Source organism: Thermogymnomonas acidicola JCM 13583, from assembly GCF_001316105.1.
GTDB lineage: Archaea > Thermoplasmatota > Thermoplasmata > Thermoplasmatales > Thermoplasmataceae > Thermogymnomonas > Thermogymnomonas acidicola.
Genome location: NZ_BBCP01000012.1, coordinates 25,541 through 50,011 on the forward strand (window position 1 = coordinate 25,541; position 24,471 = coordinate 50,011).

Genomic DNA, 24,471 nt, shown 5'->3' on the forward strand with positions numbered 1-24,471 from the left:
CATTTTTATTTTTCTTAACCATTGTGGTGCATGGAGTGCAGGGTCTTTTGCCTGGGCTGCGGCAGGGAGAGGCACGGGTTGGAGGCAAGGTGCAGCCACTGCGGCTCGCCATTCGATATTGAGGTCAGTGGCAAGTACTCGGACAGGCTGCAGGACAACTTTCCATACGTCTCAAGGTGGATAAGCCTAGGTGAGGTGCAGACACCCATCGTCAGTGCCGGCGGGGGGGCAGACTTCAAGCTCGATTATCTCTCGCCAACATTCTCCTACAAGGACAGGGGGGGAGCAAGGGCCCTCGTCTCATTCCTCAGGGGGGGCAGGATGGACCACGGCACAATAAATGAGGACTCCAGCGGGAACGCCGGTGCAGCCATTGCAGCCTACGGTTCGGCCGCAGGGTTTAGGGTCAGGATATTCACGGGCTCCAGGGCAAGGGAGGAGAAGATCAGGCAGATAGAGAGCTACGGGGGGGCCGAGGTGGTGAGGGTGGAGGGCTCAAGGGAAGACGTCCAGAGGGCTGCCATGGGGGGGGCGGATGGGGGGGTCTATGCAAGCCATGTCCTCATGCCGGAGTTCAGGGATGGCATAAGGACGCTGGCTTATGAGGTATTCCAGCAGTACAGTGGCTCCATGCCTGACCGCATATTTGTGCCTGTATCCGCAGGCACGCTCCTGCTGGGCCTGCACAGGGGGGGCCTCAGGCACCTCCTGGAGAGCGGAGAGATCGGCAGCATGCCGGAGATCGTGGGCGTGCAGCCGGAAAAGGTGTCGCCGATATGCCACATCCTTGAGGGCAGGCCGTACGAACCGCCTGTTGATGGCCAGTCCGTCGCAGACGCACTTGTCACGCAGAAACCGGTACTCGGGGTGCAGGTGGCTGAGGCAGTGAGGCAGACCGGCGGGACATGCGTGATGGTCTCCGATGAGGAGATAATGTCGGCCCATGCCGAACTCTCAAGGGCTGGCCTATTCTGCGAGGTGAGCAGTGCCACCGTTTACGCTGCATATAAAAAGAGGAAATGGCAGGGGGGAGGTCGCTCCTCGTGCTCACAGGGGGCTGGCCTAAAGACCGTTATGGGTTACTGACCTCGGGGGGGCTTATGCTCCCTTCCAGGGGGCGCCTTCTCCCTCTCTGCAATTACCTTGCCGTTGACGGTGAGGGAGTATGTGACCCTTGTACCTCCCCCCCTCTTCGCGAGTATGGATACGCTGCAGTACTTGGATAGAGATAGGTTGATCGCCCTCAGTGCCTTCTCCGGTTCAACTTCCCCTTCGATGATGTAGTGTATGTTAGCGCTCTTCAGTACCTTTGGGATGGATTCCTCCCTCTCCCCCCGTCAACAACGCACCTGTAGGTCCTGACATTCTGCCTCATCTTGCCCAGCATGCTAAGGACATCGTCGCTGGTGCAGCCTCCCATGGCCAGCATGAGCAGCTCCGTGGGGGGGGAATGGTCCTGCAGGTTGTTTGAAACCGAGTTCTTGATGTGTATCTGCTCCTTCCCTTCTGTTGTGGTCAGGAACCCCCCCTCTCTGTCGCTGTGAAAGAGACCCTCATTCTGGCTCCTGCGGCACCTTCCTCAGAGCCGCCCCCCCTATCTCCCTAAGGGCCGCGATAACAGCGGTGAAGCCGGCAGCCACATCGGGATCCTGAGTATGGCCATCAGCCTCAGCATGCCTATATTGATCGGGTTCTTGGCCCCCCCGGAGACCATGGCATCCCATATGTTCTCGGAGTTGTAAGCTATCGTCTTTATTGAATCTCCCACGGTCTCGTTGGAAAGGGCGTGCAGGAGGCTCATCAGGACATTTGCACCCTTGATCAGTGCGGTTGAGAACTCCTTGGAGCTGAAGAACCTCACTATGAACTCTATGTCGGTGGGCAGGTAGTCTTCGGAGAGGCCCTCCATCATGTCCAGAACCCCAGCCTTCTTCAGCTTTGCAAAGAAGTTCAGCATGGACTCGATCGCGTCCCTGTTTCAATGAGCCCCCCCTTATCAGCGGCTCAATGTCGTCGTTCGCTTCGGTGTTTTGAACCATCTCTTCCTCACTCATTCGAACCACCTCATATGAGACCTCTCACCACACTGGAGAAGTAGGTGCTGGAGTAGGTCCACTTGATCAGGAAGTCAGACATGCTCTCGAAGGTGGCCTTCGGGGGAGCTGCTGTAGGATGAGTAGAAGGTCATGCCCCCCCTCCCCCCCACCGAGGTTGCGGCGTTGAATGCGTTCTCGCCCATGTAGGTAGACGGAGTGTAGTTGCCGCCAACCTCCATTGCTATGCGGTTCGCGATGTAGGTTGCCTGGAAGTGCGCAGCACTGCCCGTCTTGTCGATGGGCAGCTTAGCAGCGTCCCCCCCGGCAACGAACACCTCCGGGTGCTCCTTCAGGTTGAGTGTGTTCCTGTCAACCTCTATGAAGCCCATGTCGTCCCCCCCGAGGACGAATCCTTGACGAACCTCTGGCCCCCCCTGTGCGGTGGGACTGCAACGAGGAGGCTGTAGTTTAGCTTCTCCCCCCCCTTGACTGAGATGACCTCCTTGTTCTTCGGGTTAACCGTATTGACCTCGAACTCCTTGTGAACCTCTATGCCCTTGGAGCCGAGCAGTGAGGCGATCTTGCCTGCAGTCGAGCTGTCAGAATAGATGCCTAAGCTGGGCATCAGGAAGTGTATCTTGGACTTCTGGAGCAGCCCCCTTGGATTCCAGGTAGTCCCTGGCCATGAGGGCGAACTCGAAGGTTGAGGATGGATAGGATATGGGGCCTGCGCACTGCCCGATGACGAGGTTGCCGCCCTGGAAGCTGTCCATGTACTCCTGCAGTTCCATGGCCCTCTGCAGCGTGTAGAAGTGTCTCGCCTCGCCCTCAAAGCCCGGGACCTCCTCAGGTGCCAGCCTGGCGCCACTGGCTATTACGAGATAATCGTAGGACAGTGTCCTCCCGGACCTCAGGGTGACGAGCCTCTGGTCCACGTTAACCCTCACCACCTCCTCTTTCACGTAATCGATCCCGGCGTTGAAGAGGAACTCAGGAGGCTTGTAGCACTCCTTGTAGTCCTTGAGCTTCAATGGGATGAACATGAAGTCTCCCTTGTAGTAGTGCCTCTGTGAGTTGCCAACCACCCTGACCTCAGCCCTCTTGCCAGCTAAGAACTTTAGTTTGTTTGCCACAACGGTTCCAGCAGTCCCATCACCTATTATGAGAACACTAGCCAGGCTTGCCATAGACTTAACACCTACCTCACTTTTTCCACTATGATCTCCCTGTATCCATCGCCATGTGCCACCCCAAGAACCCTGTTACCCGTCTTGATGCTCCAAGACCTTATATCGATCTCGGCACCCGGGTCCGTCACGAGTGCGCTTACCACAGTACCTGCAGGCAAAGGTGTGACCCTCCTCACAAATTCCCTGAGGGGGGCAGGACATTCCATACCTCGGAGGTCCAGCACATGGGACACAGACGGGTACTCCATTGAACAGAGATTACATACATGTTATTAAGAAGTTCCCATCAGGTGCATTCCCCCCCAGAGGCGCAAGGGCAGCCACTGCCCCCCCGGCCACTTCAAAGTGGCGCTCACCTTACCGTGCTCACCCAGCCGGGATCCGGGTGGTCTTGTGGGTGCCATTACGGGGTGGGGGGGAGACCAGTGCGTACATACGACGTTTATCCACTCCTTCCAGCCGGGCGCACGGTTATGCAAGATCAAGATTGGGTCTCCGGAGGTGCTGTGACCACCACAAGGCAAGGCTGTGCCGGGAGCAACCCGCACTGGTGGGATGACGGGTGGCAGATTCAAGCTCATGGCCCTGGCAGAGGTTCCGGAAATGACGTTGTACCGCTGGTGGAAACACTGTGGTCCATGCTGGTTAAAGGCGGCGGCCCAGCCATATGGCCAGGTCAAAGTTCTGCCGCGGCCGGGGGAAGTGAATATTATTTATATCCGGAACAAATCAGCGCCTATGGAAGCCAGGTTCACGGTTGTGTCCAAGGAGAAGGACACAATTGTGCTTGAGATGGTCAATTACGATAACACCCTCCTGAGGCCACTCATGGAGGAGCTCCTTCACGACGAGAACGTCGAGGAATCGAGATACTACATCAAGCACCCCCCTCATCGATAACCCACAGATAACCGTGAAGGTGAAGAGCGGCAAGCCACAGGCCGCAGTGAAGAGGTCCATAAGGCGGCTCATAAAGGTATACGAGGGCATGCACCAGGACCTCCAGAAGGAGCTGAAAAGGCTCTCGGCAGAGCGCAGAAGGGGGGGAAGCCATAGAGAGCAGGAGCCAGTGAAAATCATCTGATGGACACCTTTATCGTGGAGTTTTCCGGAGAGCTGAACGGTGCCCCCCCTGGGGGGGCCGAGCTCAGGGCCCTGCAGGACACATCCGGTGAGTTTAAGGTGGAGAGGGAGGGTGAGAGGTTCGCCCTCATAAGTGGCTTCTCGGACTACCTGAGGGACGCTGCCTTCATCAACCACGTGAGCAGGCTCATGGTGACGGCTGATGACTACACTGCCTGAAGGGGGGGGCCAGCATCCCGGAAGGGCGCTTCTACGTCAGGGTCTCAGACATGAGGGGCTGCCATGACAGCTCCTTTGAGAGGGTTATAGGAGATGTGCTTGGTGCAAGGGGCAGGGTGTCATTCGAGCACCCGGACTTTGTGCTGAGGGCCATACACTCGGACCGTTGGTACCTGGGCCTGGCAGTACACTCCAGGGACCCGAAGCAGTTCGAGGGCAGGAGGGCCCCCCCGCTGAGGCCATTCTTCTCGCCTGTATCGCTCCACCCCCCCAGGTACGCCAGGCTACTCGTCCACATGTCAAGGTGCAGGAAGGGTGAGACGCTCCTTGACCCCCCCTTCTGCGGCACGGGAGGGATCCTCATAGAGGCAGGCCTCACGGGGCGCAGGGTCATTGGCAACGATGTATCCCTCAACATGGCCTACGGTGCCAGGCTCAACCTCAAGTACTTCAGGATCGACGGGACGATCCTGAACACCGACATTTCAAAGCTTGATGTTGACGGCGTTGACGCGATTGCCACCGACATGCCATACGGTAGGAACGCGTCCATAAGAGGGCACAGCAGGGGGGGTGACTTCTACAAGGTGTCGTTTGAGAGGATGCGCTCCCTCCTGAGGAACGGCAGGTACGCATCTGTGATAGTGTCAGACTTGAGCGTCCTGGAAATGGCGGATGGCTTCCGGCTCGTCGACTGCGTGGCCGTGAGGCAGCACAGATCGCTGACCAGGTACTTCTGCTCCCTCCGTGCGGAATAGTTAAGTTAATATAGAAGTGTAAAAATACGTGAGAGGTGCGGATGAATTCGGCCTCACGCAGGATAGCCTCACCCATAGAGACAGAGATGCGCAACTCCCAGCTCAGGAACATGGAGAGGAACAGCAACTCAGTCAGGCAGATGAATGAGGAGATCTCAAGGCTAAGGCAGAGGGAGAGCGAACTGGTTCAGTACGTGGCGAGGCAGAGAGCAGACTTGGAGAACTTCATCAAGGCCAAGGAGAGAGAGGTCAGCATGCAGGTCAGGAACGCCGGCCGGGAGGTCATAAAGGCGCTCCTCCCTTTCCTCGACAGCCTGGAGGCGGCACAGCGCTCCGACCAGACCGGACAGATGAAGGCACTTTACGACCAGGTGATCAACATATTATCTTCGTTTGGATTCAGGGTCATAGAGGCTAAGGGGGAAGAAGTTCAACCCGTACGTGCATGAGGCCATCGCTGTTACCTCGTCCGATGAGGACGGCAACGTGCTTGAAGAGGTACAGAGGGGTTACATGCTCAACGACGAAGTCCTCAGGACCTCAAAGGTAGTGGTTGGGAAGAGGTGATGTGAGATGGGAAAGATAATCGGTATTGACCTGGGCACGAGCAACTCGCTGCCGCCGTTGTTATCTCTGGCAAGCCTGTTGTTATACCAAGCGCAGAGGGTGTCTCCATAGGTGGAAAGTCGTTCCCGAGCTATGTGGCCTTCACCAAGGAGGGGGGGGACCTGCTGGTTGGCGAGCCTGCTAGGAGGCAGGCACTCCTGAACCCTGAGGGTACCGTGTTCGGTGCCAAGAGGAAGATGGGCACAGACTACAAGTACAAGATATTCGGGAAGGAGTACACCCCGCAGCAGATATCAGCCTTCATACTCCAGAAGATCAAGAGGGATGCCGAGGCCTTCCTCGGAGAGCCCGTGACTGAGGCCGTCATAACAGTCCCTGCCTACTTCAACGACAACCAGAGGCAGGCCACAAAGGACGCGGGCGAGATAGCCGGCCTAACTGTCAGGAGGATAATCAACGAGCCCACGGGCTGCGTCCCTGGCCTACGGCATTGACAAGCTGAACGAGAACCTCAAGATCCTCGTGTACGACCTGGGTGGAGGTACGCTGGATGTGACCATAATGGACTTCGGCGACGGCGTCTTCCAGGTTCTCTCCACTTCGGGTGATACTCAGCTGGGTGGCCAGGACATGGACGAGGCCATCATAAGGTTCCTCGCTGAGGACTTCAAGAAGAAGGAGGGCATAGACCTCCTGCAGGACAGGAACGCATATATCAGGCTCAAGGACGCAGCAGAGAAGGCGAAGATAGAGCTGTCGTCCACACTGCAGGCGGAGATCGACCTGCCATACATAACCGCCACTCCGCAGGGGGGGCCCAAGCACCTTAGGTACACGCTCACAAGGGCGAAGCTGGAGGAGCTTGTTAGGCCCATAATAGAGAGGTCAAAGGGCCCGCTGGACAAGGCGCTGGAGGCGGCCAAGCTCACGAAGAACGACATCAACAAGATAATCCTCGTCGGGGGTCCAACCAGGATGCCCATAGTCAGGAAGTACGTGGAGGACTACTTCGGAAGGAAAGCCGAGGGTGGCGTGGATCCCATGGAGTGCGTGGCCATAGGGGCTGCCATACAGGGCGCGGTGCTGGCCGGGGAGATAAAGGACATAGTCCTACTGGACGTCACGCCCCCCTGACCCTGGGCATAGAGACCCTGGGCGGTGTAATGACGCCCATAATACCGGCAAACACCACAATACCCACGAGGAGGTCGCAGATCTTCACCACCGCTGCGGACAACCAGACGGCAGTGACCATCCACGTGCTCCAGGGAGAGAGGCCGATGGCTGCCGACAACGTATCACTGGGCATGTTCAACCTCGTCGGCATACCCCCAGCCCCGAGGGGGGGAATACCGCAGATAGAGGTCACATTTGACATAGACGCCAACGGCATCCTGCACGTCTCAGCTGTGGACAAGGGATCGGGCAAGCAGCAGAGCATAGTGATAAACGCAAAGAACAAGCTCACGAAGGAAGAGATAGAGAGGATGAAGAGGGAGGCAGAGCAGTTCGCGGAGCAGGACAGGAAGAAGAAGGAGCTCGTGGAACTGATAAACAACGCGGAGAGCCTCATATACACATCGGAGAAGACGCTGGACGAGCTGGGCAGCAAGGTTGACGATGAGACGAAGAACAAGGTCAGGAACACCATAAAGGAGCTGAGGGAGGCTATTGAAAGCAAGGACGAGGCCAAGATCAGGCCCATCTACGACAGGCTGAGCAAGGAGATACAGGAGGTCGGCATGAAGGTATACCAGCAGGCCTCCGCAGGCCAGGCTGGCCAGCAGGAGCAGCAGTCGGGGGGGCAGTCCAGCCAGGGCGGGCAGGGTACCAGCGGCGAAAAGGTCGTCGACGCCGACTACAAGGAGAAGTGAAGGAATAGCAGATGGCAAAGGACTACTACAAGATACTGGGTGTAGACAGGAACGCAACGAAGGAAGAGATCCAGAGGGCGTTCAGGCAGCTTGCCAAGAAGTACCACCCTGACGCCAACCCGGACAACCGGAAGGAGGCGGAGGAAAAGTTCAAGGAGATCAGCGAGGCCTACGAGGTGCTCTCCGATGACAACAAGAGGCGCATGTACGACCAGACAGGCACAGTGGACTTCGGTGGCGGCAGGCAGGACTTCACCTGGCAGGACTTCACGCACTTCGATGACTTCTCCGACCTCCGTGACATATTCGAGAACATATTCGGCTCATTCGGCTCCAGCACATTCTTCGGGGGGCTTCAGGAACACAGGCCCAAACTTGGACATGGCCATAGAGGTGCCGGTTACCCTCAGGGACGTATACACCGGTTCGAAGAAGGAGGTCAGGTACAGGAGGAACGCCACCTGTGAAGCCTGCCACGGCACGGGCTCCGCCACAGGGCGTCTCGTGACCTGCAGCAGGTGCAACGGTACGGGCCAGGAGAGGATAGTGCAGGGGCAGGGCTTCTTCAGGATGGTCTCAGTTACCGTGTGCAGGGACTGCGGCGGTAGGGGCCAGGTGCCCGAGAAGGTCTGCACCAGGTGCGGTGGCTCCGGGGGGGCAGTGCCCCAGACCGAGACGCTGGAGGTCTCCATACCGAGGGGTGCGCCCGATGGGCTGAGGCTCAGGGTAAGGTCAAAGGGCCAGTCATACCAGGGGGGAGGACGGGCGACCTCTACATAGTCCTCAGGGTATCGGAGGATGGCTCTGTGAAGCGCGTTGGGGGGGACGACCTTTACGTGGACCTGGAGGTATCGTTCCCAGAGGCGGCCCTCGGCGCGGAGAAGGAGGTCGACGTCTTCGGCCAGAAGGTGCAGGTGAAGATCTCCGGGGGGGACGCAGCCCAACGAGAACATTAGGCTGAAGGGCCTCGGCATGCCACACCTGAACTCAAGGGGGGGCTCTGGGGGACCTCTATGTAACCGTGAGGCTAACCGTGCCCAAACACCTGACCCAGAGGCAGAGGGAGCTGCTGGAGGAGTTCATGGGGGAGCAACCCCCCCACAAGAAGCACTCCTGGATAAGGGGGGGCTGAAACTTACAAAGAAAAATATAAATTTTACCTCAAGCATGGGAAAGACGGATGAAGATACTGATAGCGTTCGACAACTCCAGCGCCTCTAGGCAGGCACTGCTTTTTCACTTAAGTTCAGGCCTGTGGTCGAGGAGTACATCGTGGCCTACGTGATGCCCCCAGATCGTCGGGGGCGGCACCGACCTTCGATGCGTACGTCCCGGCAACGGTCTACGAGAGGCAGGAGCAGAACGCAGAGACGATCCTGGATTCAGCCCGGGAACTCGTGAAGGACAGCGGCATAAACCTCACACTTGTGAAGATCGATGCGGCTGGTGACCAGGTCGCAAGGGCACTTTACAGGAATGCGCTTGAGAGGGGGGCGCGGACCTGATAATAACAGGTACAAGGAAGCTCACGGGCCTGAGCAGGGTCCTACTGGGCTCTGTGAGCTCTGAGCTGATAAAGGTGAGCAGGATACCTGTGCTTGTTGTACCTCCGCCGCCGGAATAGGTCCCATCCATCATGTGGGGCACTGGCAGGGAAGTTGTTTTATGCACAAACTCAATACCCCCCCTATGGATCAAGGGTAAAGAGTGAAGGGGATCACAGGCGCATGGCCCCCCCGGCAGCTTCCCGCTGCAGAGGCCTCAGGGAGGGCATTCCCAGGGGCCAGTCCAAGGATCACCTGGCAAACGGAGGATGTGTATGGGAAGCATCAGGCCATCAAACATAAAGAGGATCGCTGAGGATCTGGTGGAGAAGAACCCCCGGTTACTTCACCGAGGACTTCTATAAGAACAGAGAGATGCTTAAGGGAGTGATAACGGGGGGGTCAGCAAGAGGACCGAGAACCTCATAGCGGGCTACGTGACCCGCTACGTCCTGAAGAAGAAGGCCAGGCAGAAGAAGGAAGAGGAGGAGGGCCTGGCCTCCTGACCTGGCACTTTGTTCCAAAACGGTTCTATATTGGTCTCCAGATCTGGCACTGATGGCTCTATACATCAGTGCGGCCTTGGGGGGGACACTACTCATCCTAGTAGTTGACCTCGTGCTCGAATCTCTCTGCATATACGCGGCAGCAAGGATAGTGGCTGGGGGGGAAAGGGCCACATTTGGCAGGTCTGTGGTGGCAGCCATTGTGGCGCCTGCCGTCCTACTCTTCCTCCTGGGAGCGTTAGGCCTCGCTTCCGCTGTGGTGCCATTCTTCGTCATAGTCCTGCCCATAGCCCTGATTGTCCTGATAGTTGTGCTGAGCTGGGTCTACGCGGAGATATTCCGTACTGGCCTTGTGGGCGGATTCGTCATAGGCCTGCTCGCAACGGTGTTCACTTTCCTCACGGTTTTCATAGTCTCTGCGTTCCTGGTGTCTGTGCCATATGTCCACATACCGGTGGTGCACCCGAGGCCAATGGGAGATATTATGTATACAATATTATCTTTTTAACATAACAAATATTAATATACCGTCATTGGGATCTCAGGTTATGGAAAAACAGGTCTCCGGTTTCTACGGCGAGATGTACTCGTTTGTCAAGAAGCACGCTGCAACCGATAACGACTTCATCAACAGGTTCGCAGAGGGAAGGGTATCGGAGAGCGAGTTCCTGAGGTTCGCTGTTGAGTTCTACCATTTCACGAGGGAGTGGCCGGCAATATTATCCACCCTCCTTGTGAACACGCCTGATGAGAACGATGCTGCGTCCCTCACAACGATACTCGTCTCCGAACTCGGTGACACAGACCCGTGGAAGAGGCATGAGCTCCTGTACAGGAAGTTCCTGAGGAGCATAGGCCTCGAGCCCAGGGAGCTGGTTGGCCAGCGCAAGCTGCCCACCACCCAGGCATGGCTGGACGGCATGAGGAACTACTTCTCTGGCGACCACTTTGAGGCGCTGGGAGCGGAGTTCGGCCTTGAGAACATGGCGATTCCGATGTGGGACAAGCTCCTCCCCCGGCCTGAGGAAGTGGAAGGAGAGGGGGGGAGGCAGGTACGCGAACATGGACATAGAGTACTTCACGTTCCACAGGGAGCTGGAGGAGCACCACGAGGAGGCAATGGAGAACGTGCTGGGCCAGCATGTGAACGATCCAGTGGCCAGGGCAAAGTTCAGGGCCGGTGCGGACGGCATCCTGAAGCTAGAGGAGGCATTCTGGCTGGGCCTTGCGGACAGGAAGTAACTGTTTTTAAGAATCCTTTATTCAAGTGTCCGTGAAGCTGATACTCCTGAGGCACGGCCAGACGGACCAGAACAGGAGTGACAGGTGGCAGGGTGTCCAGGATCCCGATCTGAATGAGGTGGGCCTCAGGCAAGCGGAGCTGGCCTCAGCTGCACTGAGGAAGTACGGCATCTCCAGGATATTATCGAGCCCTCTCAAGAGGGCGAAGCAGACAGCGGCAATAGTGGCCAGGGAAGCGGGGGGGCTCACTGTCCGGGAAGACCCAAGGCTGGTTGAGAGGAACCTGGGGCCCTTTGAGGGCCTGACAACGCATGAGATCCTGAGAATCACGGGCCTCAGGAGCTTCTCGATAACCTCAAGGGAGATCGACGCCTACGCTGGGGGGGTTGAGAAGTGGTCCCAGGTCGTCGAGAGGTCGCGCTCCTTCATAGGATCTGTCTCGGTCCTCGATGGCGTTACCCTAGCTGTTACCCATGGTGGCTTCATGCAGGCTGCCGTGGACATACTCCTGGGCGATGGCCACTCCCCTGTCAGGTTCGGGAACTGCGGGTACCTTTACGTGCACACTGTGGACAGCCTGGTCCTTGAGCATGAGGTGGTGAGGCTTGAGGAATACGTGCACTGACAGTGCTGGCTGGAAGAGCATTGACGAGATGAACTCCGAGCTAATTGAGTGCGTGGCCTGCCCCCCCAGGCTGGTGAAGTTCAGGGAAGAGGTAGCGCAGAGGTACAAGAGGTACAGGGAGAGGTTCTGGTCAAGGCCAGTGCCCGGTTTCGGCGACATCTCAGGGCGTATCCTCATACTCGGCCTGGCCCCCCCGGCGCTGCCGGGGGGGCAACAGGACAGGCAGGGTATTCACAGGCGACAGGAGTTCCGACTTCCTTGTCTCGTGCCTCCATGAGTCGGCATTACAAACAAGCCGACATCGGAGAGCAGGGATGACGGCCTACAGTACAGGGACGCATACATAACCGCGGCAGTGAAGTGCGTCCCTCCGGACAACAGGCCAGAGAGGGAGGAGATGGAGAGGTGCTCAAGGTACCTTGACTACGAGATCTGCAGCATGGGGGGGAACCTGAAGGCTGTAGTTGCTCTCGGCTCCATAGCGTTCAGCGCTTCAAGTCGTACGCGAAGAGGAGGGGTGCCGATACCAGGGGGAATGAGGTTTGAGCACGGCAAGTCATACAGTGTGCTGGGGGGTTAGCTCTTCTGCCTGTACCACCCCCCCAGCCCGAGGAACGTCAACACGGGAAAACTCACCAGGGACGCATTCATAAGGGGGCCTCAAGGAGGTGCTTCAGTACGTCTCAGCCCAGGACAAGTGACGCAGCCTCCTCCGCCAGTTGCCTGATTGACCTGTAACTGAGGGGAGACCCCCCCATGGGCACGCTTACTGTGAAGGTGAAGCCGCCGTGGTCGAACCTGTACAGCACGGGGGGGGTCATCTCTCCGGAGAGCAGGGCCATACCATCTCTCACTCCCAACCGGAGGAAGTTACCGTCCCTGAAGGCATACAGGGAATGGCTGATGGCAGTGCTGTCTGTGAAGTCTATCCAGCCCTCCGCGCTGCCCTGCCTGTAAACTGCTATGCAGTGGGAGGCCTGGCCCTCCCTGTACACGCCGAAGGAATCGAGCACCAGGGCACCATCACCCAGCTCGATCTCCCTCCCTATGGGCCTCCAGAGCATCCTCGATACCCTCTCCTCCTCGAACCATCCGGTGCCCGCATGCCTGGCCAGAAAGGACCTCTCCACAAAAGTCTCCGGGACCGGGTTCCCTATACCGTAGAGGCCCTGGACTATGGCTCGGAGAACGCCGGTGCCACCCCCCCTGTACCTTATCTCTGCATGGGTGTAGCCTGCCTGCAGGGACGCTGCCTGCTCACCCCCCCTGTAGTCCCTGCCTGTGTGCACAGTAATCGTTCCGACTGAAAATGCCACGACATTGCTGTAAGAGTCAACGAACGATGACATGAGGTTCTTAGGAAAACCCGGGTAGAACCAGTCCAGGTAGAACTCCTTGACCGTGAAGGGGGGGTGGCCAAGGGCAACGCCCTCGATCCTTAGAGATGCCCACCTCTCGCCCTCCGGCCTTAAGGTCAACTCACCTGCAGAGGCATGTCCCAGTGCCGGGAAAGGCAGCCTCATCCTCCTTATGGAGGATTCATCACCTGCTTTACCTGCATCAGTGCTGTATCTCTTCCACCTCATTTGTCCCTTTCTTCCTCTTTGTGCCGGCCTTCTTCTGCGTGGCGGGCTGGGCCATGCTCATGACCTTCTCGCTTATCTCGCTGAACATGCCCCCCCTGACCTCAACAAGGGTCCTGGCCATCTCCTCCCTGACCTCCTCAACCTCATGGCTGAAGTCCGGGAGTTCCTGCTTCTGGCTGAGCGCACTCTGGATCTGGCCCCTGAGGCCCTCTATCTCCTCCCTCTCCTTTGCAAGCATCTCCATTATACGATCCAGCTTAGCGGTCACATCCGCCTTGAAGGACATGCAATGTAACAACAACAGGATAAATATAAATGTATGCTAATTGTCCGACGCCACCCTGGATGGGATTGCGTTGCTGAAAGTTTTTAATTGCCGGTGGCTTATGAAAACGATGCTCTTCTCCGAAGCTACAGAGGTCTTTGAGAAAATGTCCAGGACCACGAAGAGGCTCGAGCTCACCTCACTCCTCTCCGAGCTTTTGAAGCGGGCAGGAGACGACCTTGAATACCTTGTATACCTGGTGCAGGGAAAGCTCCTTCCTGACTACAGGGGGGGCGTTGAGCTGGGCATGGCGGAGCAGCTCATCCTCCGTGCACTGTCGGAGGTCTCCTCGCTGGACGGCGAGGAAATAGAGGAGATGTACAGGAAGACAGGTGACCTTGGCGAGCTCGCAGGCCAGGTTGTCTCCTCAAGGGCCCAGGGCACCCTTTTCAGGCAGGAGCTCACCGTCAAATATGTGTACGATTCGCTCATGAAGGTCGCGACGTCGAGCGGGCAGGGCAGCATCAGGGTAAAGATGTCGATATACAAGGACCTCATAATGAACTCCGACCCAAGGGATGCGGTTTACATAACAAGGATAATAAACGGGAAGCTGAGGCTCGGCGTTTCCGATGCGACCATACTTGATGCCCTCACGCTCTCCTTCGCGGAGCCGGGCCTGAGGGATGGGGGGGTATCTGAAGCCTATAACTTCTACCCGGACCTTGCATATATAGCGCGGCTCCTGAGGGAGGGTAGGATAGATGATGTACTGAAAATAGGCCCGCAGCCAGGTGTCCCGGTGAAGGTAATGCTGGCGGAGAGGCTGAGCAGCGTCCATGAGATCATGGAGAAGATGGGCGGGAGGGCCGCATTCGAGTTCAAGTATGACGGCATAAGGGTGCAGGTGCACGTCTTCGGTGGGCAGGTCCGCATATTCTCCAGGGGGCCTGGAGGAGACCACCGGCCAGTTCCCGGACATCGTCAGGGCCGTAAAGGAGGAGGTGAAGGTGGAGAGCGCCATACTTGACGGCGAAGCAGTGCCAGTTAACCCTGAGACGGGTGAGATCTACCCTTTCCAGGTGGTTTCACAGAGGCGCGGGAGGAAACATGACCTGGAGAGGGTGAGCGAGGAGGTACCGATAGTGGTCTTCTTCTTCGACATCATATACCTGAACGGTAGGCAGCTCCACAGGGAGGCCTATGGGGGGGAGAGGAGGAGGCTCCTCAGGGAAACGGTCAGGGAGAGCGAGAGGCTCAGGATAGCGAGGACACTTGTTTCCTCAGACGAGGGGGGGGAGGTGGAGAGGTTCTTCAACGAGAGCATAGAGTACGGATGCGAGGGCCTCGTGGCGAAGAGCCTCTCCGAAAACTCAATTTACAGGGCAGGAGCCAGGGGGTGGCTCTGGATCAAGCTGAAACGGGACTATGAGGCGGAGATGAGCGACTCGCTTGACCTGGTGGTTGTGGGCGCATTTAGTGGCCACGGCCGCAGGGGGGGAGGCACGTACGGGGGGGCACTCCTCATGGCCGCTTACGACCAGGAGAAGGACGAGTTTGTGACCGTCTGCAAGCTGGGCTCTGGCTTCAACGACGAGATGCTCTTCTCCCTCCCGAAGATGTTCCAGCAGCTGGTCACAAAGGAAAAGCCGGCAAGGGTGAACTCGATCATGGAACCGGACTTCTGGATCTACCCCTCAGTGGTGCTGGAGGTCAGGGGGGGGCAGAGATCACGCTCAGCCCGGTGCACACCTGCGCCATGGGCACGGTCGCTAGGGACTCCGGCCTGGCGCTGAGGTTCCCACGCTTTACCGGAAAGATCAGAAACGATAAGAAGCCTGAAGACGCAACCAGCGTAATGGAGATCCTGGAAATGTTCAGGAGCCAGAAAAAGAAATCAGTGGGCGAGTAGTTCACTCGTCCTCGTTGTCGTAGTTCCTTCTGTCGAAGGAGCCGTTTCTCCTCCCCCCCTCGAACCTCCTCGGGCCGCTCCTGTAGTGGCCGCCGTTCCTGAACTGGGCTCGTACTCCTTCTCGCTCATGTCGAGTTCCTCGTTCACTTCATCGACGGCCTCCGGGCCCTCCTTTATGGAGCCGTACTTGCCCACATTGAGCCTCATGTGGCCCTTGACCAGGGTTATGTAGCCGTTGTCGATGTATATGGTCTGTCCCTGGGAAGCCTGACTTGCCTGGTCACCCCAGAGCGACAGCGTTATCTTCCCCGTGTCGTCTGCGATCACGACTTCGGTCACGGACTTTTCCTCGCCGAACCTGGTCTGGATCACCTTTGGCTCACCGACGTTCAAAACCTTCCCCCCCAAAACATTGACCCTTCTGGATGAAGGGCTCAGGTCCTTTATCTTGGTCACACCTTCCATTCCTATTCTTCCTCTGTTTGGTTTTTATAATTCAACCATGTATGTGCAGTGACTATTTAACCTTATGGTATCTCTCCCTTCTGCGCATCCGGACTGGCATGGCTGGCCACCATGGAGCTGGTACGGCAGCGTACACTAGATCCCATCCAGGCCCTCGATCCTCTTCCTGATGCCAAGCAGCCATGGAATCGCATCAGTTATGAACGAGGGCCCGTGGTGCGCAAGGAAGTCCAGCTTCCCGGGAGTTATGAAGACGTTCCCCTTCCTGAAGGCCCTGGTCTGTGCCAGCCCCCTCCTCCTCATCTCGGCCTCGAACTCCTCTCGCTTGAAGTTCGAGAACATCTTCGGCTCGTATATTATGACCTCCGGGTCGATGGCAGCGGTCTCCGCATCGTCTGGCTTCAGCCACTCGCTGTCCCTCCTGCCGTAGACGGACTCAAAGCCGCAAAGGTGCAGGGCATCAGTTATGTAGCTGCCTATGCCGAAGGAGACCGGGCCCCCCAGGTCGATCTCCACGTACGCGGGAATGCGCTCGCCATCGTACGGATCGGGCATGCTGCCCTCAAGCCTGCACATGAGGTCCATGGCCTGCACAGGGCAGCCCAGGACGGCACCGACCCTCTTCACCATGTCGAGGATTCCGGGAACGCTAGAGGGCAGTTCCAGGGTGAAGGTGGTGAACTCCCTGGAGACCTCCTCCATGGACCTTGCCTGGTAGCCTGAAACCGCGAGTATCAGGTCAGGCCTCACCTCCCTGAGGACCTCTGGCCTGGCATGCGAGTAACTCCCGACCCTCCTTACCCTCTTTGCTTCTTCCGGCCTCTGGCAGAAGGCCGATACGCCGACAAGCCTCGAGCCCTGCCCCCCCAGCATAAATACCGTCTCCGTTATTGCAGGACTCAGGCTAACTATCCTCTCAGGGTGCTCGGGCAGTTCCCTTGGCCTGAACACCGGCTCATAGAACACAGGCACATGACGGGATGAAAACGTGGGAGAAAAAGATCGTTGTCCAGGATTGCAGCAATTTGGCCATCCTAGAACGTCATGACAGCGTATCCCTGCTTGATGTAGTTGGCGATGACAGGGCCCACGGGCTCCATGGGTATACTCTTCTGCAGGAGCAGGTCCTTTATCCCATTGTTTTCAGCGACCCTGGAACATGCAAGGACGTTTATGCCGGCATCCCTCAGGTTCTTGACCCCCCCGGCCTCGAACTCCTTGTCCCCCCCTGAGGCAATGGCCTTCTCGCTCGGGCCGAAGAATATGACCTTCACGTCGCTGAACAGGCCCCCCCCTTCTTCGTGTTCGCTGCGAAGTTCATGCCCGATATGGCCTTCTCCTTGCCCTCCATGCCGGAGGATATTATGACGAGAACCTTGTCCGTCATATGTGTGCATTGGAGGCCACTAGATAAACTTATACCGTCATCCGGGTAGCAGGGTCTCAGAGCCTGCCAGGTGATGGGAAAAAAGGTTAAGGTGGAACCCATGACAATCACCATGGTGGAGATCGACGAGGTCAGGATAGATTTCCCGCAGGGCTGCAACGTGATACTGGGGGGGTACTCGCACTTCATCAAGACCGTGGAAGACCTCTACGAGATAGTGTCATCATCCGTTCCAGGAGCAAAGTTTGGCCTGGCCTTCTCCGAGGCATCCGGAGACAGGCTGATCAGGTACGAGGGCACCGACCAGGAACTCATCAACGTTGCAGTGGAGAACCTGAAGCGGGTGTCGGCGGGCCACACCTTCATGGTAGTGCTGAGGAATGCATATCCAATCAACGTGCTGAACGCAGTCAAGATGTGCCAGGAGGTGGGATCAGTGTTCGCGGCCACTGCGAACCCACTGAGCGTGATAGTGGCAAGGACTGAGCGCGGCAACGGAGTCCTCGGAGTCGTTGACGGCTACTCGCCCCTTGGCGTCGAGGGAGAGGAGCACAGGAGAAAGAGAAAAGAATTGCTTAGGAATATAGGTTACAAGCTCTGACGGGGGGGCTCGTGGTGTAACGGATCATCATTTAGGCCTCCGGAGCCTACGATCCGGGTTCGAATCCCGGCGAGCCCGTCTCCATTTTTGGAATAGAGAGGAGAATGCGGAAGGTGCAGGCACGCACTGGGGGGGAAGGTATAGCCTTTCACTTTCTGGATTCCCCCCCTGTACCCTGGTTTTTTTATCCACGCCTTGCGTTACCAGTGCGATGATATTCAGGGCAGAGTCTTCGATGGGGAGACCGTGCTGGAAAGGGCGGAGGTATCCGTGAACGAGGCAAGCGGCGAGATCGAGTACGTTGATGAGACCAGGCAGGGCACGAACCAGGTGAACGGTAAGGCCATTGACAGGGACATCACGGTACTGCCGGGACTCATAGATACGCACATACACTTCTTCGGGACCGCATCGCATGACCTCGCTGACTGGGTTCTGGAGCCTGTGGAGGTACTGGTCGTGAACAGCGTCAACGATGCCAGGCACCTCATACGCGCTGGGTTCACCACTGTCAGGACGCTGGGTGATAAGGTTTCGCTGGGCCTGAGCAGGGCGGAGAAGGTCGGATCGCTGTACGGCCCCCCCAGGATAGTCTCCGCAGGCTTTTCCATAGCGGAGACCGGTGGGGGGGACGACGACCCCAAGTTCCTCCCTTACGAGGTGGCGAAGGCCCTCTCATATTCCTATTACTGCGATGGCCCGTGGGAGTGCAGGAAGGCCGTCAGGCTCAACATTCGTAACGGGGGGGCGGAGGCCATCAAGGCCTATGCCTCCAGGAGCTTTGTGGGTGGTGGGCAGATAAAGCCGGAGCTGACTGTGGAGGAGCTGTCGGCCATAGCGGAGGAGGCGCACAGGGCCCACCTAAAAGCGGCCGCACACGCCTACGGCGAGGAGGCCATCAGGAACACGGTGGATGCCGGCTTTGACAGTGTTGAGCATGGCCTGGGCCTGACGGAGGACCTCGCGGAGGAGATACGGAAACGGGGGGGCATGTTTTACACTCCCACGCTCTCTGCATACATGAGGGAGCGCAGAGACAGGGTCCCATACAGGGACGAGATGATCGAGAGGCACATCTCCAGGGAGATGGAGATCGCAACAGGGGGGGTGGGCCTCAGGATAGCCTGCGGTACAGACTACGTGGGCACAAGGACGGAACCACACGGTATGAACTACCGCGAAGTCCTGTACCTGCAGAGGTATCTCGGGCCAGTTGGCGCTCTGAGGGCCGCCACGTCCACAGCTGCCGACTGCATAGGCAGGCCAGACCTGGGCCGCCTGGCCAGGGGCAAGAGGGGAGACATCGTTGTGGTGAGCGGCGACCCCCCCACAAAGGACGCATCGAACCTGGAGCCAGACAGGATCCTCTTTGTGGCAAAGTCCGGGAAGACAATGTTGGAACGCGGTGCCTGATGCCCTTCTGCCCATTCCCGGTGCATTTTCCAGGGGGGGCCCGGTACCCCTGGAATACCGGTATCAGTGCCCACGTGGAAGGCAACGTGGCCCACGGAGGGCGGGTGCATGTCCCTGTGCACTCACTCCACACAGCATGACATCCTGGATATATCACGTGCAAACGCCTGCGCTGCCAGTTTTATGCCCTCAGAGATAGAGGGGGGGAATATGTGGGCCGTGGAGATGATGTCGTCCGTTGTGTAGCCGTACTTCACCGCATAGGCTCCCTCCGTGATTATGTCCGTGGCGTTCGGTGCCAGCGCATGGACCCCCCAACAATCCTGCCGCTGTTCGGGTCAATGACGATCTTGATCATTCCACCACCCTCTCCCATTATTGTCGCCTTCGTGAGCTGTGACAGGGGGGGCAGGACCCTGCAGGAACAGGCGCCTGCCATTTTCGAGTACTCCTCCTCCGTAACACCGACACCGGCGACCTGCGGGTAGGTGAAGACGGCCCATGGGGGGGTGGAACTGTAGTCTATCCTCATGTCATCGCCGAACATGTTGCTCACCGCAACCACACCTTCCCTTGCTGCCAGGGTCTCGAGGTACATCTTCTTGGAGACGCAGTCACCCGCAGCGTATATACCCTCTCTGGACGTCCTCATGTCCGTTCCAGTCATAATGTATCCAGCCCTGTCAGTCTTGACACCGGCAGCCTCCAGGTTGAGTGCATCTGTGTTCGGGACCCTGCCTGTGGCAACCAGTACCTCATCCACCTCTATTTCCTCGGTGCCCCCCCTGTGTGTCAGCACCTTCACAGCCTTCCTCTCTCCCTTCTTACTCACACTCATGACCCTGGCCTTGAGGTAGAACCTCATGCCCTCCTCTTCCAGCCTCTTCAGTACAGCATCTCCTATCTCGGGTTCCGTCTGCGGGAGGAGCCTTTCCATGGCCTCAACCACAGTGACCTCGGAACCAAGGTGGGCAAGGGCCTGCCCGATCTCGAGGCCTATGGCACCGCCTCCTATTACGAGGAACGAGGCCGGTAGGCGGTCCAGGTCCCACACGGTATCGCTTGTCAGGAATCCGGACTCGCGCAAACCATCTATGCTGGGCACTGAGGGCCGTGAGCCGGTGGCTATGAGTATGTTGGGCGCAGATGCCCTGGCCTTGACACTGCCACTGGCGTCATAGATCTCAACAGTCCTGCCATCTAGGAACCTGGCCTTCCCCCCCTCTATTGCTGTGACGTTATCGTATGCCTCGATGACATTCACATATTTCTTTTCCCTCGCTTCCCTGACGTAGGACCTGAGGCCATCCATGATCCTACTGAAGTCGTAGTTCACCTGCGAGGGCACTATGCCCTCAATCCTGGGGGTGCTGCGGGTAGTACACTGAATGGGATGCTTCCAGGAGGTACTTTGAGGGGACGCAGCCCACATTTACGCATGTCCCTCCTATTTTCCCGTAACCCACCATGCCTATGCTCATCTGCCCGCCGCTGAGCTCCGAGGCCTTTATCGCTGCTGAGAAGGAGGCCGCCCCCCCCACCCGATGATGAGTAGGTCGAAGTTCTCTTCCTTAACCATCCCGGGTCACCTCACCTCTCCGTCACAATCGCACGGTACCTGTACGGCTGCCGGAACACCCTGGCCCTCAGTATTTCCTCAGGCCTCACCATATCTGGATCGATGTAGACCTGAGCCTTCCCGTCCTTCAGCAATACATCTGCCCTGACTACTCCGGGTACCTCCTCTATGCCCTTCCTCACCGTCAAAACACACTCATCGCAGGTCATTCCGAAGATCCTTATCTCGACCCTCCTGGGTTCCATAACTGGTCATTACACTTGCCTTAATATAGGGGAAAGTAAAGATTCCTTTACCTGTAGCCTGACCTCTGGCACCTGGCCATTGAACACACACCACAGCAGGCGTTGGGTTCAAGGCGCCACTGCGCAGCCCCCGGTCTTCCACGTCTACTGTGACTGGGTCAAGGCCAATATGGAGGGCGATCGGGCTCACGGGAAAAAGGCCGTACTGTGCGGGTAGACAATAAGGGCCGTGAGGGTCTAGATACAGGGCAGGGATGAAAACCAGATTGCGGGTGCCGGGATTTGGACCCGGGGCACGAGCTTGGCAAGCTCGCGTGTTACCAGGCTACACCACACCCGCTCAGCAGTCTGATAGCTAAGATCAAATTAATTTTATGCTAACACGCCAGCATGGCCCGGGGGTTCGGGAAAGCTGTGCGGCATTACCCTGGGGGTAAGGGTAGCGCAGTGAATGGTTGTCCGAAGTGAGGTTGGCTTCAGAGGCACGCCCTCTGGACTGAACGAGCGCCATAAACAGGGGCCACATGTCAACGGGTTCCGACCGGAACATTGTGCATGTTCTTAGTGAGATTAGCTACAACTCCCATGCTATGGTTGTAGCAAAGCGGTGCCAACCTTATAAATCAATATATAAATATTGTGCAGGCCACATTTGTTAAGATCCCGTCTAGAATAGGTTCCATGGATGATCATCATTATTCCAGTGAGTTTGTGGTGGTTGTCAACCAACGCACTAAAACAATCTGAGAATATTTCGCTGAATAGCATACAAAAATATTTTAATACTCTTAGTTTTCATAGTTAAAGGAAACAGGTGATTCCTGAGATGATGGTATCTGAAGAGAGAGTGAAGCATCCCGAAGTCAGATTCGCTGATGACTTCGAGATCAGTAAAAATGCGCCGTTCAAGACTGTCGATGAGTTCTTGGACAGCATGGGACACCTAATCACCCTGATATGCTCCTCATAAGGGTCACGATGAGCCTATGCCCCATCTGCGTCGACGACGAGAAGTTCGACCAGATGAGGATACCTGCAATCGTATATGAGCAGGCCGGTGAGGTCAGGCTCATAAAGGAGTGCGCGGAGCACGGCATAACGAAGGAGAAGTACTGGGAAGACTATGAGATGTACAAGGAGGCAAAGAAGTGGCAGGACGGCGGTGTGAGGATACTTAACCCGCACGTTGCCTATCTCGAATCGAAGATAGTGTGCCCGACGCACTGCGGGCTGTGCATAAAGCACAAGTCACACACCGGCCTTGGAAACGTAGTTGTGACCAACAGGTGCGACCTCTCCTGCTGGTACTGCTTCTTCTACGCAAAGGAGAACGAGCCCATATACGAGCCCACGCAGGACCAGATAAGATGATGCTCCGCAGGATGAGGAACGAGAAGCCTGTGGGTGCCAATGCAGTCCAGATAACCGGTGGGGAGCCAACAATACGTGATGACATAATAGACATAATCAAGATAGCCAGGGAGGAGGGTTACGAGCACATACAGCTGAACACGAACAGCATAAGGGCTGCATTTGACCCCGACTTCCCGAAGAGGATAAGGGCAGCAGGATCAAACGTCATATACACAAGCTTTGATGGCCCGACACCCAGATCGAACCCGAAGAACTTCTGGGAGATACCTGCTGCACTGGAGAACTACAGGAAGGCGCCGCTCGGCGTTGTCCTCGTCCCGACGGTTATTGGTGGCATCAACGACATGTACCTGGGGGGGGACATAATACGCTTCGGCCTCTCCAACATAGACGTAGTGAGGGCGGTTAACTTCCAGCCGGTAAGCCTGGTCGGCAGGATGCCTGACAGGATGAGGGAGAAGCAGAGGGTGACCATACCTGGCTGCATAAAGAAGATCGAGCAGCAGACGGACGGGCTGATAGGCAGGGAGGACTTCTTCACCGTTCCGTCCACAACGAAGGTCTCGAACTTCGTGGAGCAGCTGAAGGGCCAGGAGACATACAAGCTCTCCATCCACTTCGCGTGCGGCATGGGCACCTACATCTTCAAGGACGGTGACAGGATCATACCGGTGACCAGGTTCATAGACGTCAAGGGAATGTTCGAGTACATAGGTGAGCTAGCAGACGAGATAAAGCTCCAACTTCAAGACACTCAGCAAGGCCATGACAACGACTAAGCTGCTGATGAAGCTGAAGAAGTTCGTTGACTACGAGAAGGCGCCCAGGGACTTCAAGCTCAAGGACATGGTCTACAACGCGTTCACGGAGGGCGACTACCATGGCCTCAAGGCGTTCCACTACAAGACGATGTTCATAGGCTTCATGCACTTCATGGACCCGTACACATACGATGTGGACCGTGTGGAGAGGTGCGACATCCACTACGCCATGCCTGACGGCCGTGTGGTGCCTTTCTGCGCCTTCAACGTGATACCCGAGCTCTACAGGGATGCCACCCAGAGGAAGTACTCGATACCTGCGAAGGTGTACGAGGAGAGGACAGGGAGGAAGATAAAGCAGGACAAGTACTTCAGGGACTACACGCTGGAGGAGAAGAAGCAGATCATAGCCTTCTACGAGAGGAGCATAGGCAGGAAGCTCAGGGACGACGAGATAGGCATGAACCTTGAGGACCCCGTTCCTGTGATATCCTCAACCAAGCCTGAGTGAGTGGGCCACACTCCAATTTCTTTCATTCCCATTCATTTCAGGCAGCAGGTAACTCCACCTTTAATTTCGTGTTTTCAGATGCGTTCTCACAGCTGCAGGAACCGGGACTTTACATGCTATCCTGTCGGTGTGAAGGGACATCCAGCAGAAACTCCGCCTGCAGGCTACACGTCAAAAACCAGGAAGGCGTATCCCTTCTCTGGCGATATCTCGATCATATGGTACGTGGGGGGGGCCTTAAGTGCATACCTGACCTCTGCCCCCCCCTCGGGCAGCGGGGATCCAGAAAGCTCAAGGGATGCGCTCCAGCCCTCCTTGAGGTAGAGCACGTCGCAACCGAAGTAGAGGACCGAAGTGGTCTCGAAGAGGTATATCACCCTTGATAGGGCCTCAACGAACACGTCCTCAACGCTGTGTCCCTCCACGTCCACTATGGTGCTGGATACGGGATAAAGGTTTGCCGTGTCGTAGAAGAGGTCGGCTGCCGCATACACTGAGTTGGCAAGCAGCTCCTCGTACGTGTTCCCGAAGACCCTCACGGCCACGTCAGCGGTGTGATCGACTATCTCGTACCTCAACAGGATTTGCATACGGCTAAATTATAAAAATTTATTGTGTTACCATCAGAGCAAAAGGCCGGCCGGCGCGTTTCCAGTCCACGCCGGGTCCAACGGTGTGCCTGCAGGCCCCCATCCTTGATCAGGCCCATCCTGCCATCCCCGTCCAGG

The 24,471-nt window shown here is 57.1% G+C and carries 24 protein-coding genes, 2 tRNA genes and 10 pseudogenes; 19 read left to right on the top strand and 17 right to left on the bottom strand.

The window, feature by feature from the left end:
* Window positions 1-30: 30 nt before the first annotated feature.
* Complete coding sequence (locus tag JCM13583_RS10080; RefSeq protein WP_075057596.1) at window positions 31-1,086, top strand: pyridoxal-phosphate dependent enzyme; 1,056 nt, start codon at window positions 31-33, stop codon at window positions 1,084-1,086.
* On the opposite strand, the pseudogene JCM13583_RS10085 reads toward JCM13583_RS10080, so the two are convergent.
* The 6 genes and pseudogenes from JCM13583_RS10085 to JCM13583_RS10110 form a co-directional block, all read right to left on the bottom strand.
* A pseudogene (locus JCM13583_RS10085) lies at window positions 1,080-1,519 on the bottom strand (OsmC family protein). The gene JCM13583_RS10080 and the pseudogene JCM13583_RS10085 sit on opposite strands and share 7 nt — an antisense overlap.
* 75 nt (window positions 1,520-1,594) lie before the next feature.
* Entirely contained in the window at window positions 1,595-1,957 is a 363-nt protein-coding gene (locus tag JCM13583_RS10090; protein ID WP_075057597.1) for a DUF1641 domain-containing protein, read from the bottom strand.
* Window positions 1,958-2,128: 171 nt separating this feature from the next.
* Window positions 2,129-2,425 carry a hypothetical protein gene (locus JCM13583_RS10095; RefSeq protein WP_075057598.1) on the bottom strand — a complete coding sequence of 99 codons (297 nt, stop codon included), beginning with the start codon at window positions 2,423-2,425 and terminating at the stop codon, window positions 2,129-2,131.
* Window positions 2,413-2,661, bottom strand: coding sequence for a hypothetical protein (locus tag JCM13583_RS10100; protein ID WP_075057599.1), 249 nt, complete (start codon window positions 2,659-2,661; stop codon window positions 2,413-2,415). Before JCM13583_RS10100 ends, JCM13583_RS10095 begins: the two co-directional genes overlap by 13 nt.
* Window positions 2,636-3,223 carry an NAD(P)/FAD-dependent oxidoreductase gene (locus JCM13583_RS10105; RefSeq protein WP_075057600.1) on the bottom strand — a complete coding sequence of 196 codons (588 nt, stop codon included), beginning with the start codon at window positions 3,221-3,223 and terminating at the stop codon, window positions 2,636-2,638. Before JCM13583_RS10105 ends, JCM13583_RS10100 begins: the two co-directional genes overlap by 26 nt.
* An 11-nt stretch (window positions 3,224-3,234) precedes the next feature.
* On the bottom strand, window positions 3,235-3,474 hold the full coding sequence (locus JCM13583_RS10110) for a sulfurtransferase TusA family protein (RefSeq protein WP_075057601.1): 240 nt from the start codon (window positions 3,472-3,474) through the stop codon (window positions 3,235-3,237).
* A gap of 490 nt (window positions 3,475-3,964) precedes the next feature.
* On the opposite strand from JCM13583_RS10110, the pseudogene JCM13583_RS10115 reads away from it, so the two are divergent.
* The 13 genes and pseudogenes from JCM13583_RS10115 (at window position 3,965) to JCM13583_RS13155 (ending at window position 12,371) form a co-directional block, all read left to right on the top strand.
* Window positions 3,965-4,310: pseudogene (locus JCM13583_RS10115) on the top strand (DNA-directed RNA polymerase subunit L).
* Entirely contained in the window at window positions 4,310-4,528 is a 219-nt protein-coding gene (locus tag JCM13583_RS10120; protein ID WP_075057602.1) for a hypothetical protein, read from the top strand. Before JCM13583_RS10115 ends, JCM13583_RS10120 begins: the two are co-directional and overlap by 1 nt.
* 95 nt (window positions 4,529-4,623) lie before the next feature.
* Entirely contained in the window at window positions 4,624-5,286 is a 663-nt protein-coding gene (locus JCM13583_RS10125) for a hypothetical protein (RefSeq protein WP_171823585.1), read from the top strand.
* A 35-nt stretch (window positions 5,287-5,321) separates the two neighbouring features.
* Complete coding sequence (grpE, locus tag JCM13583_RS10130; protein WP_162509779.1) at window positions 5,322-5,735, top strand: nucleotide exchange factor GrpE; 414 nt, start codon at window positions 5,322-5,324, stop codon at window positions 5,733-5,735.
* A complete protein-coding gene (gene grpE / locus JCM13583_RS13145; protein WP_162509780.1) occupies window positions 5,728-5,853 on the top strand; it encodes a nucleotide exchange factor GrpE in 126 nt (41 codons plus the stop codon). The genes grpE (JCM13583_RS10130) and grpE (JCM13583_RS13145) overlap by 8 nt, the downstream gene beginning before the upstream one ends.
* A gap of 6 nt (window positions 5,854-5,859) precedes the next feature.
* Window positions 5,860-7,727, top strand: a pseudogene (dnaK, locus tag JCM13583_RS10135) (molecular chaperone DnaK).
* Window positions 7,728-7,738: 11 nt separating this feature from the next.
* A pseudogene (locus tag JCM13583_RS10140) lies at window positions 7,739-8,859 on the top strand (DnaJ domain-containing protein).
* A 369-nt stretch (window positions 8,860-9,228) separates the two neighbouring features.
* Complete coding sequence (locus JCM13583_RS13150) at window positions 9,229-9,351, top strand: universal stress protein (protein ID WP_162509788.1); 123 nt, start codon at window positions 9,229-9,231, stop codon at window positions 9,349-9,351.
* A gap of 195 nt (window positions 9,352-9,546) precedes the next feature.
* Window positions 9,547-9,777: pseudogene (locus JCM13583_RS10150) on the top strand (30S ribosomal protein S17e).
* A 52-nt stretch (window positions 9,778-9,829) separates the two neighbouring features.
* Window positions 9,830-10,285 carry a hypothetical protein gene (locus JCM13583_RS10155; RefSeq protein WP_162509781.1) on the top strand — a complete coding sequence of 152 codons (456 nt, stop codon included), beginning with the start codon at window positions 9,830-9,832 and terminating at the stop codon, window positions 10,283-10,285.
* 40 nt (window positions 10,286-10,325) lie between these two features.
* Window positions 10,326-11,019 (top strand): annotated as a pseudogene (locus JCM13583_RS10160) (iron-containing redox enzyme family protein).
* Window positions 11,020-11,050: 31 nt separating this feature from the next.
* Window positions 11,051-11,644, top strand: coding sequence for a histidine phosphatase family protein (locus tag JCM13583_RS10165; RefSeq protein WP_171823586.1), 594 nt, complete (start codon window positions 11,051-11,053; stop codon window positions 11,642-11,644).
* A 28-nt stretch (window positions 11,645-11,672) separates the two neighbouring features.
* Window positions 11,673-12,371 (top strand): annotated as a pseudogene (locus JCM13583_RS13155) (uracil-DNA glycosylase).
* Here JCM13583_RS13155 and JCM13583_RS10180 read toward each other — a convergent pair.
* Together JCM13583_RS10180 and JCM13583_RS10185 are read right to left on the bottom strand one after the other, a co-directional pair.
* Window positions 12,328-13,230, bottom strand: coding sequence for a hypothetical protein (locus tag JCM13583_RS10180; RefSeq protein ID WP_075057608.1), 903 nt, complete (start codon window positions 13,228-13,230; stop codon window positions 12,328-12,330). The pseudogene JCM13583_RS13155 and the gene JCM13583_RS10180 overlap by 44 nt on opposite strands.
* Window positions 13,205-13,516: a hypothetical protein gene (locus JCM13583_RS10185; RefSeq protein ID WP_075057609.1), complete on the bottom strand. Its 312-nt coding sequence runs from the start codon at window positions 13,514-13,516 to the stop codon at window positions 13,205-13,207. Before JCM13583_RS10185 ends, JCM13583_RS10180 begins: the two co-directional genes overlap by 26 nt.
* A gap of 109 nt (window positions 13,517-13,625) precedes the next feature.
* Between JCM13583_RS10185 and JCM13583_RS10190 the strand changes: the two are divergent.
* Window positions 13,626-15,407: pseudogene (locus tag JCM13583_RS10190) on the top strand (ATP-dependent DNA ligase).
* Here the strand turns inward: JCM13583_RS10190 and JCM13583_RS10195 are convergent.
* The 3 genes from JCM13583_RS10195 to JCM13583_RS10205 all read right to left on the bottom strand — a co-directional run bounded on the left by JCM13583_RS10195 (window position 15,393) and on the right by JCM13583_RS10205 (window position 17,146).
* Window positions 15,393-15,872, bottom strand: coding sequence for a single-stranded DNA-binding protein (locus JCM13583_RS10195; protein WP_171823587.1), 480 nt, complete (start codon window positions 15,870-15,872; stop codon window positions 15,393-15,395). The pseudogene JCM13583_RS10190 and the gene JCM13583_RS10195 sit on opposite strands and share 15 nt — an antisense overlap.
* Window positions 15,873-16,007: 135 nt before the next feature.
* The gene (locus JCM13583_RS10200; RefSeq protein ID WP_162509789.1) at window positions 16,008-16,745 is read right to left on the bottom strand and encodes an ABC transporter substrate-binding protein; all 738 of its coding nucleotides are present in this window, start codon (window positions 16,743-16,745) and stop codon (window positions 16,008-16,010) included.
* A gap of 161 nt (window positions 16,746-16,906) precedes the next feature.
* Window positions 16,907-17,146, bottom strand: a complete 240-nt coding sequence (locus tag JCM13583_RS10205; protein WP_171823588.1) for a DsrE family protein — start codon at window positions 17,144-17,146, stop codon at window positions 16,907-16,909.
* Window positions 17,147-17,371: 225 nt separating this feature from the next.
* On the opposite strand from JCM13583_RS10205, the gene JCM13583_RS10210 reads away from it, so the two are divergent.
* The 3 genes from JCM13583_RS10210 (at window position 17,372) to JCM13583_RS10220 (ending at window position 19,273) form a co-directional block, all read left to right on the top strand.
* Window positions 17,372-17,860, top strand: a complete 489-nt coding sequence (locus JCM13583_RS10210; RefSeq protein WP_075057613.1) for an adenosine-specific kinase — start codon at window positions 17,372-17,374, stop codon at window positions 17,858-17,860.
* A 5-nt stretch (window positions 17,861-17,865) separates the two neighbouring features.
* A tRNA-Arg gene (locus tag JCM13583_RS10215) sits at window positions 17,866-17,938 on the top strand.
* Window positions 17,939-18,106: 168 nt separating this feature from the next.
* A complete protein-coding gene (locus tag JCM13583_RS10220; protein WP_171823589.1) occupies window positions 18,107-19,273 on the top strand; it encodes an amidohydrolase family protein in 1,167 nt (388 codons plus the stop codon).
* Between the two features lie 122 nt (window positions 19,274-19,395).
* On the opposite strand, the gene JCM13583_RS13160 is transcribed toward JCM13583_RS10220, so the two are convergent.
* From JCM13583_RS13160 to JCM13583_RS10235, 5 genes and pseudogenes are all read right to left on the bottom strand, one after another.
* Window positions 19,396-19,575: a hypothetical protein gene (locus JCM13583_RS13160; protein WP_162509785.1), complete on the bottom strand. Its 180-nt coding sequence runs from the start codon at window positions 19,573-19,575 to the stop codon at window positions 19,396-19,398.
* Window positions 19,551-20,621 (bottom strand): NAD(P)/FAD-dependent oxidoreductase, encoded by a 1,071-nt coding sequence (locus tag JCM13583_RS10225; RefSeq protein ID WP_171823590.1) that lies wholly within the window; start codon window positions 20,619-20,621, stop codon window positions 19,551-19,553. The genes JCM13583_RS13160 and JCM13583_RS10225 overlap by 25 nt, the downstream gene beginning before the upstream one ends.
* Window positions 20,622-20,628: 7 nt before the next feature.
* Window positions 20,629-20,852: pseudogene (locus JCM13583_RS13165) on the bottom strand (FAD-dependent oxidoreductase).
* 11 nt (window positions 20,853-20,863) lie between these two features.
* The gene (locus tag JCM13583_RS10230) at window positions 20,864-21,097 is read right to left on the bottom strand and encodes a heavy-metal-associated domain-containing protein (protein WP_075057611.1); all 234 of its coding nucleotides are present in this window, start codon (window positions 21,095-21,097) and stop codon (window positions 20,864-20,866) included.
* Window positions 21,098-21,364: 267 nt separating this feature from the next.
* Window positions 21,365-21,437, bottom strand: a tRNA-Gly gene (locus JCM13583_RS10235).
* Between the two features lie 594 nt (window positions 21,438-22,031).
* Here JCM13583_RS10235 and JCM13583_RS10240 point away from each other — a divergent pair.
* Window positions 22,032-23,743, top strand: a pseudogene (locus JCM13583_RS10240) (radical SAM protein).
* A 164-nt stretch (window positions 23,744-23,907) separates the two neighbouring features.
* Here the strand turns inward: JCM13583_RS10240 and JCM13583_RS10245 are convergent.
* Window positions 23,908-24,321, bottom strand: a complete 414-nt coding sequence (locus JCM13583_RS10245; protein WP_075057612.1) for an archease — start codon at window positions 24,319-24,321, stop codon at window positions 23,908-23,910.
* Between the last annotated feature and the right edge of the window lie 150 nt (window positions 24,322-24,471).